The 20,022-nt window shown below is 62.5% G+C and carries 17 protein-coding genes; 10 read left to right on the top strand and 7 right to left on the bottom strand.

The genetic code is table 11. The features are described 5' to 3' along the window. The 3 genes from FQ192_RS25035 to nrdR are packed head-to-tail and all read right to left on the bottom strand — an operon-like array spanning position 1 to position 2,304. On the bottom strand, positions 1 to 666 hold the full coding sequence (locus FQ192_RS25035) for a riboflavin synthase (protein WP_149660943.1): 666 nt from the start codon (positions 664 to 666) through the stop codon (positions 1 to 3). A gap of 43 nt (positions 667 to 709) precedes the next feature. After that, the gene (gene ribD / locus FQ192_RS25040) at positions 710 to 1,843 is read right to left on the bottom strand and encodes a bifunctional diaminohydroxyphosphoribosylaminopyrimidine deaminase/5-amino-6-(5-phosphoribosylamino)uracil reductase RibD (RefSeq protein WP_149660944.1); all 1,134 of its coding nucleotides are present in this window, start codon (positions 1,841 to 1,843) and stop codon (positions 710 to 712) included. Further along, positions 1,840 to 2,304: a transcriptional regulator NrdR gene (gene nrdR, locus FQ192_RS25045; RefSeq protein WP_003228656.1), complete on the bottom strand. Its 465-nt coding sequence runs from the start codon at positions 2,302 to 2,304 to the stop codon at positions 1,840 to 1,842. The genes ribD and nrdR overlap by 4 nt, the downstream gene beginning before the upstream one ends. 127 nt (positions 2,305 to 2,431) lie before the next feature. Here nrdR and FQ192_RS25050 point away from each other — a divergent pair, with 127 nt between their 5' ends. The 3 genes from FQ192_RS25050 to trxA all read left to right on the top strand — a co-directional run bounded on the left by FQ192_RS25050 (position 2,432) and on the right by trxA (position 4,597). Then, entirely contained in the window at positions 2,432 to 2,896 is a 465-nt protein-coding gene (locus tag FQ192_RS25050) for a hypothetical protein (RefSeq protein WP_149660945.1), read from the top strand. Next, complete coding sequence (locus FQ192_RS25055; RefSeq protein ID WP_149660946.1) at positions 2,893 to 3,549, top strand: methyltransferase; 657 nt, start codon at positions 2,893 to 2,895, stop codon at positions 3,547 to 3,549. The genes FQ192_RS25050 and FQ192_RS25055 overlap by 4 nt, the downstream gene beginning before the upstream one ends. 175 nt (positions 3,550 to 3,724) lie before the next feature. Next, the gene (trxA, locus tag FQ192_RS25060; protein WP_149660947.1) at positions 3,725 to 4,597 is read left to right on the top strand and encodes a thioredoxin; all 873 of its coding nucleotides are present in this window, start codon (positions 3,725 to 3,727) and stop codon (positions 4,595 to 4,597) included. Between the two features lie 219 nt (positions 4,598 to 4,816). Here trxA and FQ192_RS25065 read toward each other — a convergent pair whose 3' ends face one another. Continuing rightward, positions 4,817 to 5,167, bottom strand: coding sequence for a hypothetical protein (locus FQ192_RS25065; protein WP_149660948.1), 351 nt, complete (start codon positions 5,165 to 5,167; stop codon positions 4,817 to 4,819). A gap of 135 nt (positions 5,168 to 5,302) precedes the next feature. Between FQ192_RS25065 and FQ192_RS25070 the strand changes: the two genes are divergently transcribed. The 5 genes from FQ192_RS25070 (at position 5,303) to FQ192_RS25090 (ending at position 9,465) form a co-directional block, all read left to right on the top strand. Further along, complete coding sequence (locus FQ192_RS25070) at positions 5,303 to 5,881, top strand: DUF2796 domain-containing protein (RefSeq protein ID WP_149660949.1); 579 nt, start codon at positions 5,303 to 5,305, stop codon at positions 5,879 to 5,881. Between the two features lie 136 nt (positions 5,882 to 6,017). After that, on the top strand, positions 6,018 to 6,728 hold the full coding sequence (locus FQ192_RS25075) for an ABC transporter ATP-binding protein (RefSeq protein ID WP_149660950.1): 711 nt from the start codon (positions 6,018 to 6,020) through the stop codon (positions 6,726 to 6,728). A gap of 1 nt (position 6,729) precedes the next feature. After that, the gene (locus tag FQ192_RS25080) at positions 6,730 to 7,995 is read left to right on the top strand and encodes an ABC transporter permease (protein WP_149660951.1); all 1,266 of its coding nucleotides are present in this window, start codon (positions 6,730 to 6,732) and stop codon (positions 7,993 to 7,995) included. 11 nt (positions 7,996 to 8,006) lie between these two features. Then, positions 8,007 to 8,519: a DUF3299 domain-containing protein gene (locus tag FQ192_RS25085; RefSeq protein ID WP_149660952.1), complete on the top strand. Its 513-nt coding sequence runs from the start codon at positions 8,007 to 8,009 to the stop codon at positions 8,517 to 8,519. A 247-nt stretch (positions 8,520 to 8,766) separates the two neighbouring features. After that, positions 8,767 to 9,465, top strand: a complete 699-nt coding sequence (locus tag FQ192_RS25090) for an OmpW family protein (RefSeq protein WP_149660953.1) — start codon at positions 8,767 to 8,769, stop codon at positions 9,463 to 9,465. A 231-nt stretch (positions 9,466 to 9,696) separates the two neighbouring features. On the opposite strand, the gene FQ192_RS25095 is transcribed toward FQ192_RS25090, so the two are convergent. Together FQ192_RS25095 and FQ192_RS25100 are read right to left on the bottom strand one after the other, a co-directional pair. Next, complete coding sequence (locus FQ192_RS25095; protein WP_149660954.1) at positions 9,697 to 10,626, bottom strand: NAD-dependent epimerase/dehydratase family protein; 930 nt, start codon at positions 10,624 to 10,626, stop codon at positions 9,697 to 9,699. Continuing rightward, the gene (locus tag FQ192_RS25100) at positions 10,619 to 11,503 is read right to left on the bottom strand and encodes a sugar nucleotide-binding protein (RefSeq protein WP_149660955.1); all 885 of its coding nucleotides are present in this window, start codon (positions 11,501 to 11,503) and stop codon (positions 10,619 to 10,621) included. The genes FQ192_RS25095 and FQ192_RS25100 overlap by 8 nt, the downstream gene beginning before the upstream one ends. Before the next feature lie 346 nt (positions 11,504 to 11,849). Here FQ192_RS25100 and FQ192_RS25105 point away from each other — a divergent pair, with 346 nt between their 5' ends. Further along, the gene (locus FQ192_RS25105; RefSeq protein WP_149660956.1) at positions 11,850 to 16,169 is read left to right on the top strand and encodes a DEAD/DEAH box helicase; all 4,320 of its coding nucleotides are present in this window, start codon (positions 11,850 to 11,852) and stop codon (positions 16,167 to 16,169) included. 132 nt (positions 16,170 to 16,301) lie between these two features. Here FQ192_RS25105 and FQ192_RS25110 read toward each other — a convergent pair whose 3' ends face one another. Beyond that, on the bottom strand, positions 16,302 to 18,422 hold the full coding sequence (locus tag FQ192_RS25110) for a mechanosensitive ion channel family protein (protein WP_149660957.1): 2,121 nt from the start codon (positions 18,420 to 18,422) through the stop codon (positions 16,302 to 16,304). A 373-nt stretch (positions 18,423 to 18,795) separates the two neighbouring features. Here FQ192_RS25110 and FQ192_RS25115 point away from each other — a divergent pair, with 373 nt between their 5' ends. Further along, positions 18,796 to 19,998 carry an MFS transporter gene (locus FQ192_RS25115; RefSeq protein ID WP_149660958.1) on the top strand — a complete coding sequence of 401 codons (1,203 nt, stop codon included), beginning with the start codon at positions 18,796 to 18,798 and terminating at the stop codon, positions 19,996 to 19,998. The last annotated feature ends 24 nt before the right edge of the window (positions 19,999 to 20,022 follow it).

The following is a 20,022-nucleotide window of genomic DNA, read 5'->3' on the forward strand; positions in this document are numbered from 1 at the left end:
TCAGGATTTGAGGTAGCCGTTTTGGGCCAGAAAGCTTTCGGTGATGTTCCCGGATTTTGTAGGCTCTGCGGCCTTATCGCCCAGCAACAGGCGCTCCAGATAACGTGCCAGCAAGTCCACTTCCAGATTCACCCGGCGACCTGGCTGGTAAGACGCCATGATGGTTTCGCTCAGGGTGTGGGGAATGATCGTCAGCAAGAACTCGGCGCCATCGACTGCGTTCACGGTCAGGCTGGTGCCATCGACGGTGATCGAGCCTTTATGGGCGATGTACTTGGCGAGGTCTTTCGGCGCGCGGATGCGGAATTCCACAGCGCGGGCATTCTCGGTGCGGGTCACTACTTCGCCCACACCATCGACGTGGCCGCTGACCAGGTGTCCGCCCAGTCGGGTAGTCGGGGTCAGGGCTTTTTCCAGGTTGACCGGGCTGCCGCTTTTCAAGTCATTCATGGCGGTGCAGTCGAGGGTTTCGCGGCTGACATCCGCTGCAAAGCCGTTGCCTGGCAGTTCAACTGCGGTCAGGCACACGCCGTTGACCGCGATGCTGTCGCCCAGTTTGACGTCGCTCAGGTCGAGCTTGCCGGTTTCTACGTAAACCCGCACATCTCCGCCTTTTGGGGTCAATGCACGAATACTGCCGATGGATTCGATGATGCCGGTAAACATGGAGTCCTCCTCGAGAACAGGCCGTCTTGGCTCAGGCCGGGAATTATACGCTCGCGGCTGGCGAAGGAATGGCAGTGACTCGCCAGTCATCGCCAACCGCTCGAATTTCGGTGATTTTCAGCTCGGGCGCGTCCTTCATGTGCGCCAGCGGCCAGTCCAGCAACGGGCGAGCCGAGGAGCCGAGGAACTTGCCGGCGATGAAGATCTGGAACTCATCCACCAGACCTAGCTGGGCAAACGCCCCGGCCAGGCGCGGCCCCGCTTCGACCAACACTTCGTTAACCCCACGGTTGGCCAGTTCGACCAGCAGTTTGCGCAGGTCCACCAGACCATCGTCGCCGGCCACGATCAGGCATTCCGGGCCGTTGGCGTATTGCTCTTCGATCGCCATGCAGGTGGCGACCAACACCGGGCCCGCCTTGAAGAACGGTGCATCCAGCGGCACGCGCAAGCGGCCGTCGATCAGTACGCGCAGCGGCGGACGGCTCATGGCCAGCGTGGTTTGCTCGGCGTCCAGGCCCAATTCGGCGGCGCGCACGGTCAAACGGGCGTTGTCGGCCAGCACTGTGTCGGCGCCGGTCAGCACTACGCTGGCCTGGGCACGCAGGCGTTGCACTGCCGAGCGAGCGGCCGGGCCAGTGATCCATTGGCTTTCGCCGCTTTCCATCGCCGTGCGACCGTCGAGGCTCATGGCCAACTTGACCCGCACGAACGGCAAGCCATGTTCCATGCGCTTCAGGAAACCTTCGTTGAGCTTGCGCGCTTCACCTTCCAGCACACCGCTTTCGATGGCGATCCCGGCCTGGGCCAGGCGCTGCATGCCGCGACCGGCGACCGACGGGTTCGGGTCCTGCATCGCTGCAACCACACGGGCCAGACCGGCATTCACCAGCGCATCAGCGCAGGGCGGCGTGTGGCCGTGATGGCTGCAGGGTTCGAGGGTCACGTAAGCGGTGGCGCCACGGGCCTTGTCACCCGCCGCACGCAACGCATGGACTTCGGCGTGGGGTTCGCCGGTGCGCACATGCCAGCCTTCGCCGACAATCTGCCCGTCCTTGACGATCACGCAGCCAACCCGTGGGTTGGGGTGAGTCGTGTAGTGACCTTTGCGCGCCAGTTCCAGGGCGCGGGCCATGTAATGGGCGTCGAGGATGGCTTGTTCTGCGGAGGTGGTCATTCTTTCACCGGCTCACGGGCCAGGCGATCGATCTCTTCGCGGAACTCGTTGAGGTCCTGGAAGCGCCGATACACGGAGGCGAAACGAATGTAGGCGACTTCGTCGAGCTTTTGCAGCTCGGCCATCACCAGTTCACCGACCACGAGGGATTTGACCTCGCGTTCGCCGGTGGCGCGCAGTTTGTGTTTGATGTGCACCAGCGACGATTCGAGGCGCTCGACACTCACCGGGCGCTTCTCCAGCGCCCGCTGCATGCCGGCGCGGAGTTTTTCTTCGTCGAACGGCTGGCGGCTGCCGTCGGTTTTGATCAGGCGCGGCAACACCAGTTCGGCGGTTTCGAACGTCGTGAAACGCTCGCCGCAGGCCAGGCATTCACGCCGGCGGCGCACCTGTTCGCCCTCGGCGACCAGACGCGAGTCGATGACCTTGGTGTCGTTGGCACCGCAGAAGGGACAGTGCATGGTGGCAGGCAACAAAAAAAGGGAGGGCCATGGTAGCGCATCCCCGTGGCAAGACAAGCCATAGGGTTTGCGGTATACAGACGAGCAATATGTTTGATTCATGGATTTCACCTTGCTGGAGCCACAAATGTCGCTACGACCGCTCGTCCTGCTCAGTGTTTTAAGCCTGCTGGTGGCCTGCGGCAGCGATGCGCCCAAGCCGCAGCCGCCGACCCCGGGCCCCGCGCCACAAGCGGCGCAGAAGAAAGCCAAAGAATCCGCTGACCTCGGCCCGCTGCCGGCCTTTCAGCGTGAATTGAGCGGCACCCTGCAAGGCGTGCCCGCCGGCGCCGAAGTGGAACTGGCGCTGCTGGTGATCGACGACAAATCCCGCCCGCAACAATTGCTCGCCAGCTCCAGCCTGATCGGCACCAATCAAATCCTGCCGTTTCACCTGCGTTTCAACCCGGAATCCTTTCCGGTCGGTGCCCGGGTTGAACTGCGCGGCCGCGCCAGCCAGTCCGGCCAGTTGATCCTGCACCTGCCGTCGCAGACCATCACCCAGCCGACAACCCAGGCCCTGGGCCAACTGCAATTCGTCAAAGCCCCATGATTGCACCGCTCGACCTGCAACAGGCGTTAGGTGAACTGCTCGGCGACGCGCAACTCGTCGCCTGCCATTTGCCGGACACCAACCTGAAACTCTGGCTGATCGACGGCGACAACATGGACCGCGCCTTCAGCCCGGAAGAAACCCGGCGAATCCTGCATGAACCGCCCTATTGGAGTTTCTGCTGGGCCAGTGGCTTGGCGATGGCGCGGTATCTCGCGGCGTTTCCCGAGTGGGTCAAAGGCAAGCGCGTTTTGGATTTTGGCGCGGGTTCTGGTGTGGCGGGGATTGCGGCGGTAAAGGCCGGGGCGCTGGAAGTGGTGGCCTGTGACCTGGACCCGCTGGCGATTGCGGCGTGTCGGGCGAATGCTGAACTCAATGAGGTGCAGCTCAACTACTCGACGGATTTCTTTGCCGAGGCGGATCGCTTTGATCTGATACTGGTGGCCGACGTGCTGTATGACCGGGCGAATCTGCCGCTGCTCGATGAGTTTTTGAGTCGCGGCAAGGAAGCCTTGGTCGCGGATTCGCGGGTTCGGGATTTTCGTCATCCGTTGTACCGGCGCATTGAAATGCTGGAGGCGATGACCTTGCCCGATCTGGCCGAGCCCGAAGAGTTTCGGCATGTGAGCCTCTATCACGCCACCCGCATATGATCCTTCCCACGCTCCGCGTGGGAATGCAGCCCGGGACGCTCCGCGTCCCAAAGCGGACGCAGAGCGTCCATTGAGGCATTCCCACGCAGAGCGTGGGAACGATCTGTGTTCCCGCTTCCGGCCACCCCCCGCCAAGCCTTATAGTGGCCTCATTCACGCTTCCAAGAGATCCCCCATGAGTCAGGAAACGCCGTATATCTTCGACGCCACGACTGCCGATTTCGACCAGTCGGTGATCGAGAACTCTTTTCACAAACCAGTGCTGGTGGATTTCTGGGCCGAATGGTGTGCGCCGTGCAAGGCGCTGATGCCGATGCTGCAAACCATCGCCGAGAGCTATCAGGGCGAGTTGTTGCTGGCCAAGGTCAATTGCGACGTCGAGCCGGACATCGTCTCGCGCTTCGGCATCCGTAGCCTGCCGACCGTGGTGCTGTTCAAGGACGGTCAACCGGTGGACGGTTTTGCCGGTGCGCAACCGGAGTCCGCCGTACGCGCCATGCTTGAACCCCATGTGCAAATGCCGCCGCCGGCTGCTGCCGATCCGTTCGAACAGGCTCAGGCGTTGTTCGATGAAGGCCGCTTTGCCGACGCCGAAGCCATCCTCAAAGTGCTGCTGGGCGAAGACAACACCAATGCCAAAGCGCTGATCCTTTACGCCCGCTGCCTCACCGAGCGTGGCGAACTGGGCGAAGCGCAAACTGTGCTCGACGCGGTCAAGACCGATGAGCACAAGGCCGCGCTGGCCGGCGCCAAGGCGCAGATTCAGTTTCTGGGCCAGGCCAAGGATTTGCCGGATGCCGCCGACCTGAAAGCGCGTCTGGCGAAAAACCCGCAGGACGATGAAGCGGTGTATCAATTGGCAATCCAGCAATTGGCCCGCCAGCAATACGAACCGGCGCTGGATTCGTTGCTCAAGCTGTTCATCCGCAACCGCAGCTACAGCGAAGGCCTGCCGCACAAGACCTTGCTGCAAGTGTTCGAACTGCTGGGCAATGATCACCCGCTGGTGACCACGTACCGGCGCAAGTTGTTCGCCGCGCTTTATTGATTCTGTAGGAGCGAGGCTTGCCCGCGATGGCGTCCGTAAGATCGCCATCGCTGTAGGAGCAAGGCTTGCCCGCGATGGCGTCCGTATGATCACCATCGCCGTAGGAGCAAGACTTGCCCGCGATGGCGTCCGTATGATCGCCATCGCTGTAGGAGCAAGGCTTGCCCGCGATGGCGTCCGTAAGATCGCCATCGCGAGCAAGCTTTGTTCCTACAGTTCCTACGCAGGTTCAACCCAGCTGTACAGCGGCGTATCCCCGCCGCTCACCACCTTCACATCCGCACAATGGCGCAGGCGCACCAGCAAGCGCTTACCCGACGCCGCACTACCGGTCAGCCCTTCCAACTGCTCCAGCAAATCCGGCCCGCTCAATTGCCCGGCCTTGCGCAGCAGGTCCTTGGCGATCTGCCACAGCGCGTCATCCTGGTTCAGCGGCTTGGCCGCCGGGGCGCTGACGTCCTCGGTTTTGCCCACCTGCAACTGCGCGCCGAGCCGCGCCCAATCGCCGTCATCCATCTCCAGGGTCAAATCCACCGGCCAGTCGCCGATGCTTCCGCGTATTCGCAACATAGGTCCGCTCCTGCACATTTCTGACCTGCATGCTCCCATGGGTCTTGTGTATCGCAAAGCGGGCGGTCAAACTCTCCGCACTTTCGTTATAAGATTACATAACAAACCTTTCACTTTACTTTCCGGAGACCCGCCATGCGTCGTCTGCTGCTCGCTCTGCCGTTTGCCCTGTTGCCGTTGGCCGCTGCCTTTGCGGCCAATGAACCTGAACACGGCAGCCTAGGCGCCCACGAACATGGCGTCGGTCGTTTGAATGCGGCGCTGGACGGTCAGACGTTGGAGCTGGAGCTGGAAAGCCCGGCGATGAATCTGGTGGGCTTCGAACACGTCGCCACCAGCGACGCCGATAAAGCCAAAGTCGCCGCCGCCAAGGTGAAACTGGAAAATCCGCTGGTGCTGTTCAACCTGCCGAAAGCCGCCGGTTGCAAAGTCGCGACCCAGGAACTGGAAAGCCCGCTGTTCGGTGACAAGCCCGACGCCGATGATGAACACGACGAAGCGGACAAGGACGGTCACGAGCATCACCACGACCACAGTGAAATCCACGCCCACTATCAATTCAGTTGCTCGGCACCCGGCGCGCTGAAGACCCTGGATCTGGCGAACCTCTTCAACACCTTCCCGGCGACCCAGAAGATTCAGGTACAACTGATCAGCCCGAGCGGCCAGCAAGGCGTTGAAGTGACGTCCAAGGCGGCTGCCCTGAAATTCTGATCCACCCCGATCCTGTAGGAGCGAGGCTTGCCCGCGAAGAGGCCGTCACATTCAACACAGATGTCGACGGATAGATCGCCTTCGCGGGCAAGCCTCGCTCCTACAAGGGTTCACTTCATTACCTGACCGGTTTCACATGACCCAAGCACTCATCGAACTGTCCGACCTGGGCTTCAGTTGGCCCGGTCACCCACCGCTGCTGGATATCCCGGCGTTTCGCCTGGAACCCGGTGAAACCCTGTTCCTCAAAGGCCCCAGCGGCAGCGGCAAGACCACCCTGCTCGGTCTGCTCGGCGGTGTGCAAAAGCCCGATCGCGGCAGCATTCGTTTGCTCGGCCAGGAACTGACCGAACTCGGCGCTGGCGCCCGCGACCGCTTTCGCGTCGATCACACCGGCTACATCTTCCAGCAGTTCAACTTGCTGCCGTTTCTCTCGGTACGCGAGAACGTCGAGTTGCCTTGCCACTTCTCCACATTGCGCGCCGAACGGGCGAAACAGCGCCACGGCAGCGTCGACCAGGCCGCCGCGACCCTGCTCGCGCATTTGGGTTTGAAGGATGAAAGCATCCTCAGTCGCCGCGCCGACTCGCTGTCCATCGGCCAGCAACAACGGGTCGCCGCCGCGCGGGCGTTGATCGGTCAGCCGGAACTGGTGATCGCCGACGAACCGACCTCGGCCCTGGACTACGACGCCCGCGAGAACTTCATTCGCCTGCTGTTCGCCGAATGCCGCGAAGCCGGGTCGAGCCTGTTGTTCGTCAGCCATGACCAGAGCCTCGCGCCGCTGTTCGACCGCAACCTGTCGCTGGCCGAGCTCAATCGCGCCGCCACCCCGTTCGAGGTCTGAGATGTATTTGTTTCGTCTAGCCCTGGCCAGCCTGGCTAACCGCCGCTTCACCGCGATCCTCACCGCGTTCGCCATCGCCCTCTCGGTGTGCCTGCTTTTAGCCGTTGAACGTGTACGCACCGAGGCCAAGGCCAGTTTTGCCAGCACCATCAGCGGCACCGACCTGATCGTCGGCGCCCGCTCCGGGTCGGTGAACCTGCTGCTGTACTCGGTGTTCCGCATCGGCAACGCCACCAACAACATCCGCTGGGACAGCTTCGAACACTTCGCCAACAACCCGAAAGTGAAGTGGGCGATCCCGATGTCCCTTGGCGATTCCCATCGCGGTTATCGGGTGATGGGCACCACCGAGGCGTACTTCGAGCACTACCAGTACGGCCGTCAACAACACCTGGAACTGGCCGACGGCCGCGCCTTCGCCACCGACCCGTTCGAAGTGGTGCTCGGCGCCGAAGTGGCGGATGCGCTGCACTACAAACTCGGCGACAAACTGGTGCTGGCCCACGGTGTGGCGGTGATCAGCCTGGTCAAGCACGACGACAAACCGTTCACCGTGGTCGGCATTCTCAAACGCACCGGCACCCCGGTGGACCGCACGTTGCACATCAGCCTCGGCGGCATGGAGGCGATCCACATCGACTGGCACAACGGCGTGCCCGCACAAGGCAAAGGCCGGATCAGTGCCGATCAGGCGCGCAACATGGACCTGACGCCGCAAGCGATCACTGCGTTCATGCTCGGCCTCAACAGCAAGATTTCGACATTCGCGGTGCAACGCGAGATCAACGAATTCCGTGGCGAGCCGATGCTGGCGATCCTGCCGGGCGTGGCGTTGCAAGAGCTGTGGAGTTTGATGAGCACGGCGGAAAAAGCCCTGTTCGTGGTCTCGTTGTTCGTGGTGTTGACCGGGTTGATCGGCATGCTCACGGCGATTCTCACCAGCCTCAATGAACGGCGGCGCGAGATGGCGATCCTGCGTTCGGTGGGCGCGCGGCCGTGGCACATCGCGACGTTGTTGGTGCTGGAAGCCTTTGCCCTGGCGCTGTCCGGGGTGATTGCCGGCGTGGCGCTGCTGTATGTGTGCATCGCCGCCGCCCAGGGTTACGTGCAGGCCAATTACGGCTTGTACCTGCCGCTGTCGTGGCCGAGCGAATATGAATGGACGCTGCTCGGTGGCATCCTGATCGCCGCGCTGCTGATGGGCAGCGTGCCGGCCTGGCGCGCGTATCGCCAATCATTGGCCGATGGCCTGTCGATCCGTTTATGAGGACGTTAAAGATGCCCCGCGCTCTGCTCGCGCTGTTGATGCTGGTCGCCCTGCCGCTGTGGGCGGCCGAACCTGCGGATTTGACCTGGTCGGAAATGATCCCGCCAGACGCCCCGGCGGAAGTGCCGAACATGACGCCGCTGCACGATCTGTCGCAAATGAGCAGCACGCTGGAGTCGGCCCCGGCCGCCAAGCAGGACATGCCCAACGCACCGGTGGTGAAAAGCCTCGATGGCAAGAACATCCGCTTGCCGGGTTACATCGTGCCGCTGGAAGTCAGTGAAGAAGGTCGCACCACGGAGTTTCTGCTGGTGCCGTATTTCGGCGCCTGCATCCACGTGCCGCCACCGCCGTCGAACCAGATCGTGCATGTGAAAAGCAAAGTCGGCGTGAAGCTGGATGAGCTGTATCAGCCGTACTGGATCGAGGGGGCTTTGCAGGTTAAAACGTCCAGCAGCGAGTTGGCGGATGCGGGGTATCAGATGGAGGCGGACAAGATTTATGTGTATGAATTGCCGGAGTGAATCCGGGGGTTCGGTGTTGTTTGTGAAGACGCCTTCGCGGGCAAGCCTCGCTCCTACAGGGTTTGTGTTTGCCGCAATACCGCGAACGCCACAAACCTTGTAGGAGCGAGGCTTGCCCGCGAAGGCGCCCGCAAAGGTTCCACAAAAACCAGGCCCATCACTGTTTCATTGAGCTGAATCAAAAGACCGTATCAGATGGCTCTTTACCATTGGACATCGAACATTTTTAACGTCCTTTGGAGCCCTCATGAACAAGTCCTTGCTCAGTGCCTCGCTGTTTGCCCTCGCGCTCGCAGCCCCGCTCGCCCACGCCCACGAAGCCGGCGACATCATCGTTCGCGCCGGTGCGATCACCGTCAACCCGAAGGCTGACAGCTCCAGCGTCAAGGTTGACCAGGGCCCGTTGGCGGGTACCAATCTGGGTGGCAAGGCGACCATGAGCAGCGACACGCAACTGGGTCTGAACTTCGCTTACATGATCGACAGCCACTGGGGCATCGAGCTGCTCGCGGCCTCGCCGTTTGAGCACGACGTGAAGATCAAAGGCACCGCCCTGGGCGCGGCCAACGGCAAACTCGGTACCCTGAAACACCTGCCGCCGACCTTGAGCGTTGTGTACTACCCACTGGACGGCAAGTCCGTGTTCCAGCCCTACGTTGGCGCCGGTATCAACTACACCTGGATCTACGACGAACACGTCGGCAGCGAAGCCCAGGCCAACGGCTTCAGCAACTTCAAGGCGAAAAACTCCTGGGGCATGGCGTTCCAGGTCGGCGCCGACTACATGATCACCGACAACATCATGCTCAACGCCCAGGTGCGCTACATCGACATTGACACCCGCGCGACCGTGGAAAACAACGCCGTGGCTCCGGGTACTCGGGCCAAGGTCAATGTGGATGTGGATCCGTTCATCTACATGGTGGGCCTGGGTTACAAGTTCTAAGAAAGACCTGAATTGCTTTTGTGGCGAGGGAGCTTGCTCCCGCTGGGCTGCGCAGCAGACCCAAAACCTGCGACCGCGATTCATCTGGCACACCGCGTTCACTGGGTTGCGACTGCTGCGCAGCCGAGCGGGAGCAAGCTCCCTCGCCACAGGGATTGAGTCAACCTGAGCTAAAATGCCAGCCACAAAAAAGGCGCCTCGAAAGGCGCCTTTTTCATGGCGGCGAAAAACTCAGCGTCCCAGCAACCGCGCCAAACCAACGCTCATCGGAGTCTGTTCAGGGTAGGTAAACCGCTCCAGCAAGCGCCGATTATTGGCCCGCGAGTGACGGATATCACCAGACCGCGCCGGGCCGTAGCTCACTGGCGGCAATTCACCCACCACTTGGGACAGCGCTTCGAGCATCTGCTTGAGGGTCGTTGCCTGATTCCAGCCAACGTTCACCGCGCCGACTTCGATCTGCGGTTTCTCGATCGCCTGCACCAGCAAATCCACCAAATCCTCGACGTAGACAAAATCCCGGGTCTGCTCGCCGTCACCAAACACGGTGATTGGCAAACCTTTCTGCGCGCGTTCGCTGAAGATGCTGATCACCCCGGAGTACGGCGAGGACGGGTCCTGGCGCGGGCCGAAGATGTTGAAGAAGCGGAACACCACCGGCTCCAGGCAATGCTGGCGGCGGTAGAAATCAAAGTAATACTCGCCGGCCAGTTTGTCCGAGGCGTAAGGCGTCAGCGGCGCCTTGGCGGTGTCTTCGTCAATTGACTCGCCTTCGCCGTTGTTGCCGTACACCGCCGCGCTGGAGGCGAACAGCACCCGTTTGACGCCAGCCTGGCGCATGGCCTCGCAGACATTCAGGGTGCCGATGAAATTGCTCTGATGGGTCTTGACCGGATCGTCCACCGACGCCTGCACCGAGGCCACGGCCGCCAGATGCGCCACGGCGCTGCAACCGAGCATCGAGCGCGCGACCAATGCCGCATCGGCGACGTCGCCGACAATCAGCTCGACCTTGGGGTTGTCCAGCGGCAGGTTGCTGCGCTTGCCGGTGGACAGGTCATCGAGGATGCGCACCGCGTGGCCCTTGGCGAGCAAGGCGTCGGTGAGGTGCGAGCCGATGAAACCGGCGCCGCCGGTGATTAAAACTGGGCCGTCAGCCATGGCGATAGAACCTATCCAGTAAGCCCGGGAGTGCCGCGCGCCAGGCGCGGGGCTTGATCCCGAAGGTGTGCAGAATTTTCTTGCAGGCCAGCACCGCGTGTTGCGGCTCTTCGGCAGCATCGGGCCGCGCGGCGTGGGCCTGGGCGGTCGGTGCTTCGATGGCCAGCTCGTGCAGGTTGCGTGCTTCGGTGATGATCGCCTGCCCCAATGCCAGCGGCGTGGTCGCCTCATGTCCGGCGTAATGGTAGGTGCCCCACAGCGGCGCCGCACAATCGAGTTGCTTGAGCACCGAAATGATCACCCGGGCCGCGTCGTCCACGGGCGTCGGATTGCCCCGGCGGTCGTCGGCCATCAGCAATTCTTCCGGGGTTTCGGCCCGGGCGAGGAAGCGCCCGAGGATGCCGTCGGCGCTGTCATCGAGCAACCAGCCGAAACGCAACAACACATGTTGCGGACAGGTGGCGCGTACGCTTTGCTCGATCCGCCACAAGGCCTGACCGCGCAGGCCCAGGGGCACCGGCTCGTCTTTTTCGCTGTAGGCGGTAGCACGCGAACCGTCGAAGACGCGATAGCTCGACGGCTGCAGCAGCACGATGTTGTGGTGCTGACACAATTCGGCCAGGCGCTCGACCGCCCGCTCCTGCCCGGCAAGACGCTGCTCGCTGACGGTCTCCGCCTGGAACCAGTCGAAGTAGTAGGCGAGGTTGATCAGCGCATCCGGGCGGGTGTCGTCGAGCAGTTGCGTCAGGCTCGCGGCATCCCAGCCGTCTTGTGGTGGGCGGGGGGCGAGGAAACCGATGTCTTCCTCCGCACCGAGGCGAATCAGCGCCTGCCCAAGGGCATTTCCGCCGCCCAGTAACATAAGGCGCATTCGCATAGAGTCAGCAGGCCCAGTCTGATTGGAACAATGGCTTAATCGACAGCGCCCGCAGGCAATGCCGTCGATAGTTGCCGGAATCGTTGCATTTTGCGGGTTTAGTGCGCAACCGTCATCCGTAAAGTGTAGATCCCCGGATTTTGTCGCGGCCCTTGTGGCGAGGGGGCTTGCCCCCGTTGGGCTGCGAAGCGCCCCCAAAACCGGCCTCCCGGTTTTTAATGACACACCGCGTCGTTCAATTTCACGACTGCTTCGCAGCCGAACGGGGGCAAGCCCCCTCGCCACAGTAGTACCGGTCGGCTTTCAAGACTTGCATCTTCCCCACCCCACCCGCATAACTTACCCCATGAACCTGCCCATCCCCGCCGACAGCGCCCTGGCCGGCTTCCACCCCGCCGTCAGCGCCTGGTTCCGCAACACCTTCCCGACGGTGACTGCCGCCCAAGCTCGGGCGTGGCCGTTGATTCGCCAGCGCCGCTCGACGTTGATTGCCGCGCCCACTGGTTCCGGCAAAACCCTCACCGCGTTCCTCGCCGTGCTGGATGACCTGTTTCACCAAGGCCTGGAGAACGGCGGCCATCTGCCGGACGAAACCCTGGTGGTCTACGTTTCGCCGCTCAAGGCGCTATCCAACGACATCCAAATCAACCTGCAAACCCCGCTGGCCGGGATCACCGAGCAATTGCGCGTCATGGGCCTGCCCGAATTGCAGATCAACACCGCCGTGCGCACCGGCGACACGCCGCAAAAAGACCGCTCGGCGATGCGCAAGACCGCGCCGCACATCCTGGTGACCACCCCGGAATCCCTTTATGTGCTGCTCGGTTCCGACTCCGGGCGCAAAATGCTCGGCACTACGCGCACGGTGATCGTCGATGAAATCCATGCCATCGCCGCCAGTAAACGTGGCAGCCACTTGGCGTTGAGCCTCGAACGGTTACAGGCGCTGTGCCCCGAACCGCTGATGCGCATCGGCCTGTCCGCCACGCAAAAGCCCATCGAAGCGGTGTCACGTTTCCTGGTCGGCCGTGATCGCGAGTGCGCCATCATCGACATCGGCCACGCCCGCCCGCGAGATCTCGACATCGAAGTGCCGCCCGTGCCGCTGTCGGCGGTGATGGCCAATGACGTGTGGGAACTGGTCTACGACCGCCTCGCCGTCCTCGCCCGTGAACACCGCACCACGCTGATTTTCGTCAATACCCGGCGTCTGGCCGAACGCCTGAGCCGGCACCTGAGCGAACGCCTGGGTAAAGAAGCGGTGGCCGCGCACCACGGCAGCCTGGCCAAGGAATTTCGCCTCGACGCCGAACAACGGCTCAAGCGCGGTGACCTGCAAGTGCTGATCGCCACGGCGTCACTGGAGTTGGGGATCGATATCGGCGATGTCGATCTGGTCTGCCAGATCGCCTCGCCGCGTTCGATTGCCGGGTTCCTGCAACGGGTCGGCCGCTCCGGGCACCAGGTCGGCGGCACGCCCAAGGGTCGTTTGTTCGCCACCACCCGCGACGATCTGATCGAATGCACCGCCCTGCTCGACTGCGTGCGCCGGGGCGAACTCGACACCTTGTTGATCCCGGTCGCGCCGCTGGACGTGCTGGCCCAACAAATCATCGCCGAAGTCAGTTGCCAGGAATGGCAGGAGGATGCGCTGCTGGCGTTGTTCCGCCAGGCTTCGCCCTACGCCCACCTCGACGAAAAACACTATCAGGCGCTGTTGCAGATGCTCGCCGAGGGCTACAACGGTCGCCAGGGCATCCGTAGCGCTTATCTGCATCGCGACGCCGTAAGTCGTACCCTGCGCGGTCGCCGCGGTGCCAAGCTGACGGCCGTGACCAGCGGCGGCACCATCCCCGACAACGCCGACTACAGCGTGTTGCTGGAACCCCAAGGGCTGAACATCGGCAGCGTCAACGAAGACTTCGCCGTGGAAAGCATTGCCGGCGACGTGTTCCAACTCGGCAACACCTCGTATCGCATCCTGCGGGTCGACACCGGCAAGGTCCGCGTCGAAGTCGCCCAGGGCCAGCCGCCGACCATTCCGTTCTGGCTCGGCGAAGCGCCGGGGCGCAGCGCGGAACTGTCATTTGCAGTGGCGCGCCTGCAAGCGCAACTTGATGAACTGCTCGGCGCCACACCCGGCAACTTGCAGCCTGCGATTGACTGGCTGACCGACACCCTGGGCCTGAACCTCGCCAGCGCCGAGCAACTGGTGGATTACCTCGCCCGCGCCCGCCTGACCCTCGGTGCTTTGCCCTCACAAGACACGTTGCTGATGGAGCGGTTTTTCGACGAGTCCGGCGGCACCCAACTGATCATCCACACGCCGTTTGGCAGTCGCATCAACCGCGCCTGGGGCCTGGCCCTGCGCAAGCGCTTCTGCCGCACCTTCAACTTCGAATTACAGGCCGCCGCCAGCGAAGACGCGATCGTGTTGTCGCTGTCCACCAGCCACAGTTTTGAACTCGATGATGTCTGGCGCTATCTGCACAGCAACAGCGCCGAGCACATCCTGATTCAAGCCGTGCTCGAAGCGCCGCTGTTCGGCGTGCGCTGGCGCTGGAATGCCGGGGTCGCCCTGGCGCTGCCGCGTTACACCGGCGGGCGCAAAGTCGCGCCGCAGATTCAACGCATGAAAAGCGAAGACCTGATCGCCAGCGTGTTCCCCGACCAGATCGCCTGCGTGGAAAACCTCGCCGGCGAGCGCGAGGTGCCCGAGCATCCACTGGTGGAACAAACCCTCGACGATTGCCTGCACGAAGCGATGGACACCGAGGGCTGGCTGGCGCTGCTGCGGCGCATGGAAAGCGGCGATGTCCGCCTGATCAGCCGCGACCTGCCGGCGCCCTCGCCGCTGGCGGCAGAAATTCTCAGCGCCCGGCCTTACACCTTTCTCGACGACGCGCCGCTGGAAGAACGCCGCACCCAAGCCGTGCTCAATCGGCGCTGGACCGATCCGCAATCCACCGACGACCTCGGCGCACTGGATGCCGAAGCGATTCAAGCGGTACGCGACGAAGCCTGGCCCGCGCCCGCAGGTGTGGATGAAATGCATGAGGCGTTGATGAGCCTGGCGTGCATCAGCGATGCCGAGGCCCGGGCCAACCCGCATTGGCTGGAATGGCTGAGCACCCTTGCCGAGAGCGGTCGCGCCAGCCGCTTGCAGATCAAGCCGGATCAATCGTTGTGGCTGGCGCTGGAACGGCTAACCTGCCTGCGGGCGATTTATCCACAGGGGATTTGGCTGCCGCCACTGGAAGCATTGCCCGGTTTCGATGAAGCCTGGGACGCCGACGAAGCGGTGCTGGAAGTGATCCGCGCACGGCTCAGCGCGTTTGGCCCGTTACCGTTGAAGGCGATTGCCGAGCCGCTGGGCTTACCGGCGATTCAAGTCACTCAAACCCTGGCACACCTGGAGCGCGAAGGTTACGTGCTGCGCGGTCAGTTCACGCCGGGCATTGATCAGGACGAATGGTGCGAGCGGCATCTGCTGGCGCGGATTCATCGCTACACGGTCAAGCGTCTGCGCCGGGAAATCGAACCGGTGGCGTTGCAGGATTTCATGCGTTTCCTGTTCGACTGGCAGCACCTGTCCCCGGCGACCCAAGGTCAGGGCAGCGCGGTGTTGCCGTCGATTGTCAGTCAGTTCGAAGGCTATCCCGCCGCCGCGTCGGCATGGGACAGCGACCTCCTGCCGGCGCGGCTCAAGGACTACTCGGCGAGTTGGCTGGATGACCTGTGCCGCAGCGGCAAACTGGTGTGGACGCGCCTGACCGCGCGCAACACGAGCACCGCGCTGCGCAGCACACCGATTGTGCTGTTGCCGCGTAGCCAGGTCGGGTTGTGGAGCGGCTTGACCGAGCAAACGCCAGTCAGCGAACTCTCGCCCAAGACGCAAAAAGTCTTCGAAGCCCTGAGCCAGCACGGCGCGTTGTTTTTCGATGAGCTGATCCACGAAGCGCACCTGCTGCGCACGGAACTGGAAATCGCCTTGCAGGAACTGGTGGGCGCCGGGTTGGTGAATGCCGACAGCTTCGCCGGGCTGCGCGCGCTGATCACGCCGGCGAGCAAACGCCAGCAACGCAGCAGTCGGCGCGGGCGCGGGGCGTTTGTCGGCGGCATGGACGATGCCGGACGCTGGGCCTTGCTGCGACGCGGGCCACCGCCGGTGGTTGTGGATAACAAACGCCCGGCGCCGACGCCCGCCGACACCCTGGAACACATTGCCATGACTTTGCTGCGCCGTTATGGCGTGGTGTTCTGGCGTTTGCTGGAACGGGAGGCGGACTGGCTGCCGAATTGGCGCGAATTGCTGCGTACCTTCCATCGGCTGGAGGCCCGGGGGGAGATTCGTGGCGGGCGGTTTGTCAGTGGTTTGGCCGGTGAACAATTTGCGCTGCCCGAGGCGATTCCCCTGCTGCGGGAAGTGCGGCGCCGGCCCCATGACGGGAGCCTGGTCGCGGTGTGCGGGGTGGATCCGCTGAACCTGGCCGGGACGTTGTTGCCGGGGGCGAAAGTGCCGGCGCTGGCGAGTAATCGGTTGGTGTATCGGGATGGGTTGCCGGCTGCAGCAGAGATTGCCGGCAAACAGGTTACTTGGGTGGAGTTGGATCAGCAGGCCAGTGCTGAATTACACAATAAGCTGACCAGACACCATTACCTGTAGGAGCGAGGCTTGCCCGCGAAGAGGCCATCACAGCCAATAGAGATGTTGACTGACAGATCGCCTTCGCGGGCAAGCCTCGCTCCTACAGGGGATTGTGTTTGACCATTCTCATGCGACCCGTAAGAACGATCGTCACTGGGTGCGCGGCTGATCCGGCAACAACACCGCCGAATGCTCCGGCGCCGGCCCCTCCTCTTGCGCTTCAACCACGCCATGCCGAGGCATCAACACCTGCTGTGGATAAGTCTGCGCGAAGTGCACCCACGGGCTGTTGTCCACAAGCTTTTTCAGCCGCTGGTTAAACGCCCGGCTCACCGCATATTGCCCGCCGGACACCGTGCGGAACTGCGCCGTCAGCACCACGCCATTGAGGTCCATTTTGTCGACGCCAAACACATCCAGCGGCCCTTGCAGGTTGTACTTGAGGAACGCGTCGTCGCGGATCGAATCCCCCGCCTCGCGAATCAGCTCAATGGCTTTATCCACATCCGTGTCGTAGGTGAACTGCACCGAGAAAAACGCATAGGCAAATTGCCGCGATTGGTTGGTCACCGCCTTGATCTGCCCGAATGGCACCGAGTGCACGAAACCCTTGCCGTCGCGCAGGCGCAAGGTGCGGATGGTCAGGCCTTCGACCGTACCGGCGTGGCCGGAGTCGAGCACCACCCAGTCGCCGATCGACAGGGTGTCTTCGATGATGATGAACAGCCCGGTGATCACGTCCTGCACCAACTGCTGGGAACCAAAACCGATGGCCAGGCCGACCACCCCGGCACCGGCCAGCAGCGGTGCCACGTTGATCCCCAGGTTGGCCATGGTGGTGATCGCGCAAATCACCACCAGGATGATTTTTATCGCGTTGCGCAGCAGCGGCAGGATGGTTTTGACTCGAGTACTGGGCTGGCGCGCCGAGCGTTTACTGACCGGTGGTTTCAGCGCCTCCTGAATCGCCGTGTCGAGCACCACCCACAGCAGCCAGGTCACGAGGAAGATCAACCCGATGCTGCTCAGCGAGTTGCTGATCGCACGCCCCACCGAATTCTGCTCGGCGAACTCGAATAGCGAAATGCCCCAGATCCGTCCAAGGATCTCGATGAACGCCACGGCCATGACGATGCGCAACAAGGCGTGCAACAAGCTGAGAAAGCGGTCCTTGTAGGCGCTGCTGCGCTGGAATCTTTCGACTTTCCGGGATTTGAACAGGTGCTGGAAAATCGTGCTCAGGAACACCGTGGCGATCAGCAATATCGTGGTGAACAACGCGCAGCGCAGGGCTTTTTGATTGTCCTCGCCGACGCCGATCAGGTTGATCGCCGAGACCATCACCATCAACAGGATCGGCCAGTACCAGAGCCCGGAAAAGATTCGCAGGGAATCCTGCAGCGAGGGTTGTTTGATGCGTTGGGGCAAGGGGCGGTTGCGGATCAGATGCGCCACCGGCCGGCGCAGACGGATGACCAGATAACCGAAGATGATCGAGGCAAACAACCCGGTGAACACCGCGACGCTGCTGGTGATATTGCCGCCCAGTTGTCGAGCGATCTGGGGGCTGGTCAACGCATCGCTGAGTGCCGCGAGGAAGCCGATCAGAAACAGCGGTTTGGGGCAGTAGTCACGGATGATCTGTACCGCCGGGCGCTTGTGGCCGGTGTTGAACATGACAATCACGCAGAGCAGCATCGAGGTCGAGAAAATGCCGCTGCTGGTGGCGTAAGCAAAACACAGCGCCAGCGCCCGACCGGCCGAGGCCTGCATGAAGTGGCTGACGTACAGCGTGAGTGGCAGCGAGGCGATAGCGGGCAAAGTGTAGGGCAACAAGTAGCCGAGCAGGTCCTGGCTGCGTTGCCGGGTGCGCAACCAATGGCCGAGGCTCAAGCGCTTGGCGGCAATCCCGCCGAGCACCGTGAGCAAGGCAAAGGTGCCGAGCCAGATACCGGACAACATCAGGAAATCGCCGGCCACGCTCCAGCCGGATCGCGCCGAGGGCTGGTTGACCAGTTTGTCGACTTCATCGGCCGCCCGATCCGCCCGCAGGCGCCAGGCGTCGACCAGGTTGTCGTTGAGCTCGAGTTTGTCCTGCACGTCGTCGATGCTGGAACTGATGGCCCCGAGCAAGCCGCCCTGGACCAGCGGCTCAGGTTTTGCGGCCTCTTCAGTGGCGGCGGGAACACCCGGCAGCGTCACGGCTTCCAGCTCGCTGCTCCCCAGAATCAGCAACGCCCCCAGTAGTATCGCGGTCTTGAACTTGAACAAAACGCGGAGCTCCTTGCGAAGGGTCTGTAAGGAACTGATCGGCAAATGCCCGGCAAGTTCGGTTTTGGCCGCGAGATAACCAGCCCAGAGGCTCTCTGTGGCGTGGAACACCCTCTGTGGCGAGGGGGCTTGCCCCCGTTGGGCTGCGAAGCGGCCCTAAAACCTTCCGACCTTGTTCTTCAGGTATACCGCGTTTGCCGGGTTTACGACTGCTTCGCAGCCGAACGGGGGCAAGCCCCCCTCGCCACAGGTCATCACCGTTCTTGGTGATATTTGACCCGCACGCAAATATCAAATGCCCAGCCCTCTATTTTTCCGCATACCCCAAACCCCGACACTGCGCTCCATCAAATAACCCACCGGAGTTGCAGTCATGCCCATTGCCTTGCTCGCGCTGACCCTCAGCGCCTTCGCCATCGGGACGACCGAGTTCGTCATCGTTGGCCTGTTACCCACCATCGGCGCCGACCTCGGGGTCAGCCTGCCGTCCGCCGGCCTGCTGGTCAGCCTCTACGCCCTGGGTGTGGCCATCGGCGCGCCGGTGCTGACTGCCCTCACCGGCAAAGTCCCGCGCAAATTGCTGCTGTTGTCGCTGATGGTGCTGTTCACCCTCGGCAACCTGCTGGCCTGGAAAGCCCCAAGCTACGAATCGCTGATCATTGCGCGGATCGTCACCGGCCTGGCCCACGGGGTGTTTTTCTCGATTGGCTCGACCATCGCCACCAGCCTGGTGCCAAAGGAAAAAGCCGCCAGCGCGATTGCAATCATGTTCACGGGCCTGACCGTGGCGTTGGTCACCGGTGTGCCGTTGGGGACGTTTATCGGTCAGCATTTCGGCTGGCGTGAAACCTTCCTCGCCGTGTCGGCCCTGGGTGTGATCGCGTTTATCGGCAGCCTGATCTACGTGCCGAAAAACATCGCCCACAGCAAACCCGCGTCGCTGTTGCAGCAATTGCAGGTGCTCAAACAACCGCGCCTGCTGCTGGTGTATGCCATGACGGCGGTCGGTTACGGCGGCTCGTTCATTGCGTTTACCTTCCTGGCACCGATTCTTCAGGACATCTCGGGTTTCAGCGCCAGCACCGTCAGCCTGGTGTTGCTGGTGTACGGCATCTCGGTGGCGGTCGGTAACATCTGGGGCGGCAAACTGGCGGACAAACGCGGCCCGATCAGCGCCCTGAAAATCATCTTCGCCCTGCTCGCTGCCGTGTTGTTCGTGTTGACCTTCACCGCCGGCAATCCATGGCTGGCCCTGGCCACCGTGCTGGTCTGGGGTGCGGTGGCGTTCGGCAACGTGCCGGGCTTGCAGGTTTACGTGGTGCGTCAGGCCGAGCATCACACCCCGCAGGCGGTGGATGTGGCCTCGGGGCTGAACATTGCGGCGTTCAACCTCGGGATTGCCGGGGGTGCGTGGGGTGGCGGGTTGATCGTCGCGCACATGGGGCTGATTCACACGGCGTGGATTGGCGGGCTGGTGGTGTTGGTGGCCCTGGCGTTGACCATGTGGAGTGGTCGTCTTGATCGGTTGGGGCCGGTGTATGCCGAGAGCTCGACGCGGATTGTCGCCGGGCACTGACCGTTTGCGGTGACGGCGGCACAT

It is taken from the genome of Pseudomonas sp. ANT_J12 (assembly GCF_008370045.1).
Taxonomy (GTDB): domain Bacteria; phylum Pseudomonadota; class Gammaproteobacteria; order Pseudomonadales; family Pseudomonadaceae; genus Aquipseudomonas.

What these genes read in the sequence shown, in the direction of transcription:
- FQ192_RS25075 (WP_149660950.1), top strand. Translation starts at nt 6,018, where the DNA reads ATGACCCAAGCACTCATCGAACTGTCCGACCTGGGCTTCAGTTGGCCC.
- FQ192_RS25065 (WP_149660948.1), bottom strand. Translation starts at nt 5,167, where the DNA reads ATGTTGCGAATACGCGGAAGCATCGGCGACTGGCCGGTGGATTTGACC.
- FQ192_RS25090 (WP_149660953.1), top strand. Translation starts at nt 8,767, where the DNA reads ATGAACAAGTCCTTGCTCAGTGCCTCGCTGTTTGCCCTCGCGCTCGCA.
- FQ192_RS25105 (WP_149660956.1), top strand. Translation starts at nt 11,850, where the DNA reads ATGAACCTGCCCATCCCCGCCGACAGCGCCCTGGCCGGCTTCCACCCC.
- FQ192_RS25115 (WP_149660958.1), top strand. Translation starts at nt 18,796, where the DNA reads ATGCCCATTGCCTTGCTCGCGCTGACCCTCAGCGCCTTCGCCATCGGG.
- FQ192_RS25050 (WP_149660945.1), top strand. Translation starts at nt 2,432, where the DNA reads ATGTCGCTACGACCGCTCGTCCTGCTCAGTGTTTTAAGCCTGCTGGTG.
- FQ192_RS25080 (WP_149660951.1), top strand. Translation starts at nt 6,730, where the DNA reads ATGTATTTGTTTCGTCTAGCCCTGGCCAGCCTGGCTAACCGCCGCTTC.
- nrdR (WP_003228656.1), bottom strand. Translation starts at nt 2,304, where the DNA reads ATGCACTGTCCCTTCTGCGGTGCCAACGACACCAAGGTCATCGACTCG.
- FQ192_RS25035 (WP_149660943.1), bottom strand. Translation starts at nt 666, where the DNA reads ATGTTTACCGGCATCATCGAATCCATCGGCAGTATTCGTGCATTGACC.
- FQ192_RS25055 (WP_149660946.1), top strand. Translation starts at nt 2,893, where the DNA reads ATGATTGCACCGCTCGACCTGCAACAGGCGTTAGGTGAACTGCTCGGC.
- ribD (WP_149660944.1), bottom strand. Translation starts at nt 1,843, where the DNA reads ATGACCACCTCCGCAGAACAAGCCATCCTCGACGCCCATTACATGGCC.
- trxA (WP_149660947.1), top strand. Translation starts at nt 3,725, where the DNA reads ATGAGTCAGGAAACGCCGTATATCTTCGACGCCACGACTGCCGATTTC.
- FQ192_RS25070 (WP_149660949.1), top strand. Translation starts at nt 5,303, where the DNA reads ATGCGTCGTCTGCTGCTCGCTCTGCCGTTTGCCCTGTTGCCGTTGGCC.
- FQ192_RS25095 (WP_149660954.1), bottom strand. Translation starts at nt 10,626, where the DNA reads ATGGCTGACGGCCCAGTTTTAATCACCGGCGGCGCCGGTTTCATCGGC.
- FQ192_RS25085 (WP_149660952.1), top strand. Translation starts at nt 8,007, where the DNA reads ATGCCCCGCGCTCTGCTCGCGCTGTTGATGCTGGTCGCCCTGCCGCTG.
- FQ192_RS25100 (WP_149660955.1), bottom strand. Translation starts at nt 11,503, where the DNA reads ATGCGAATGCGCCTTATGTTACTGGGCGGCGGAAATGCCCTTGGGCAG.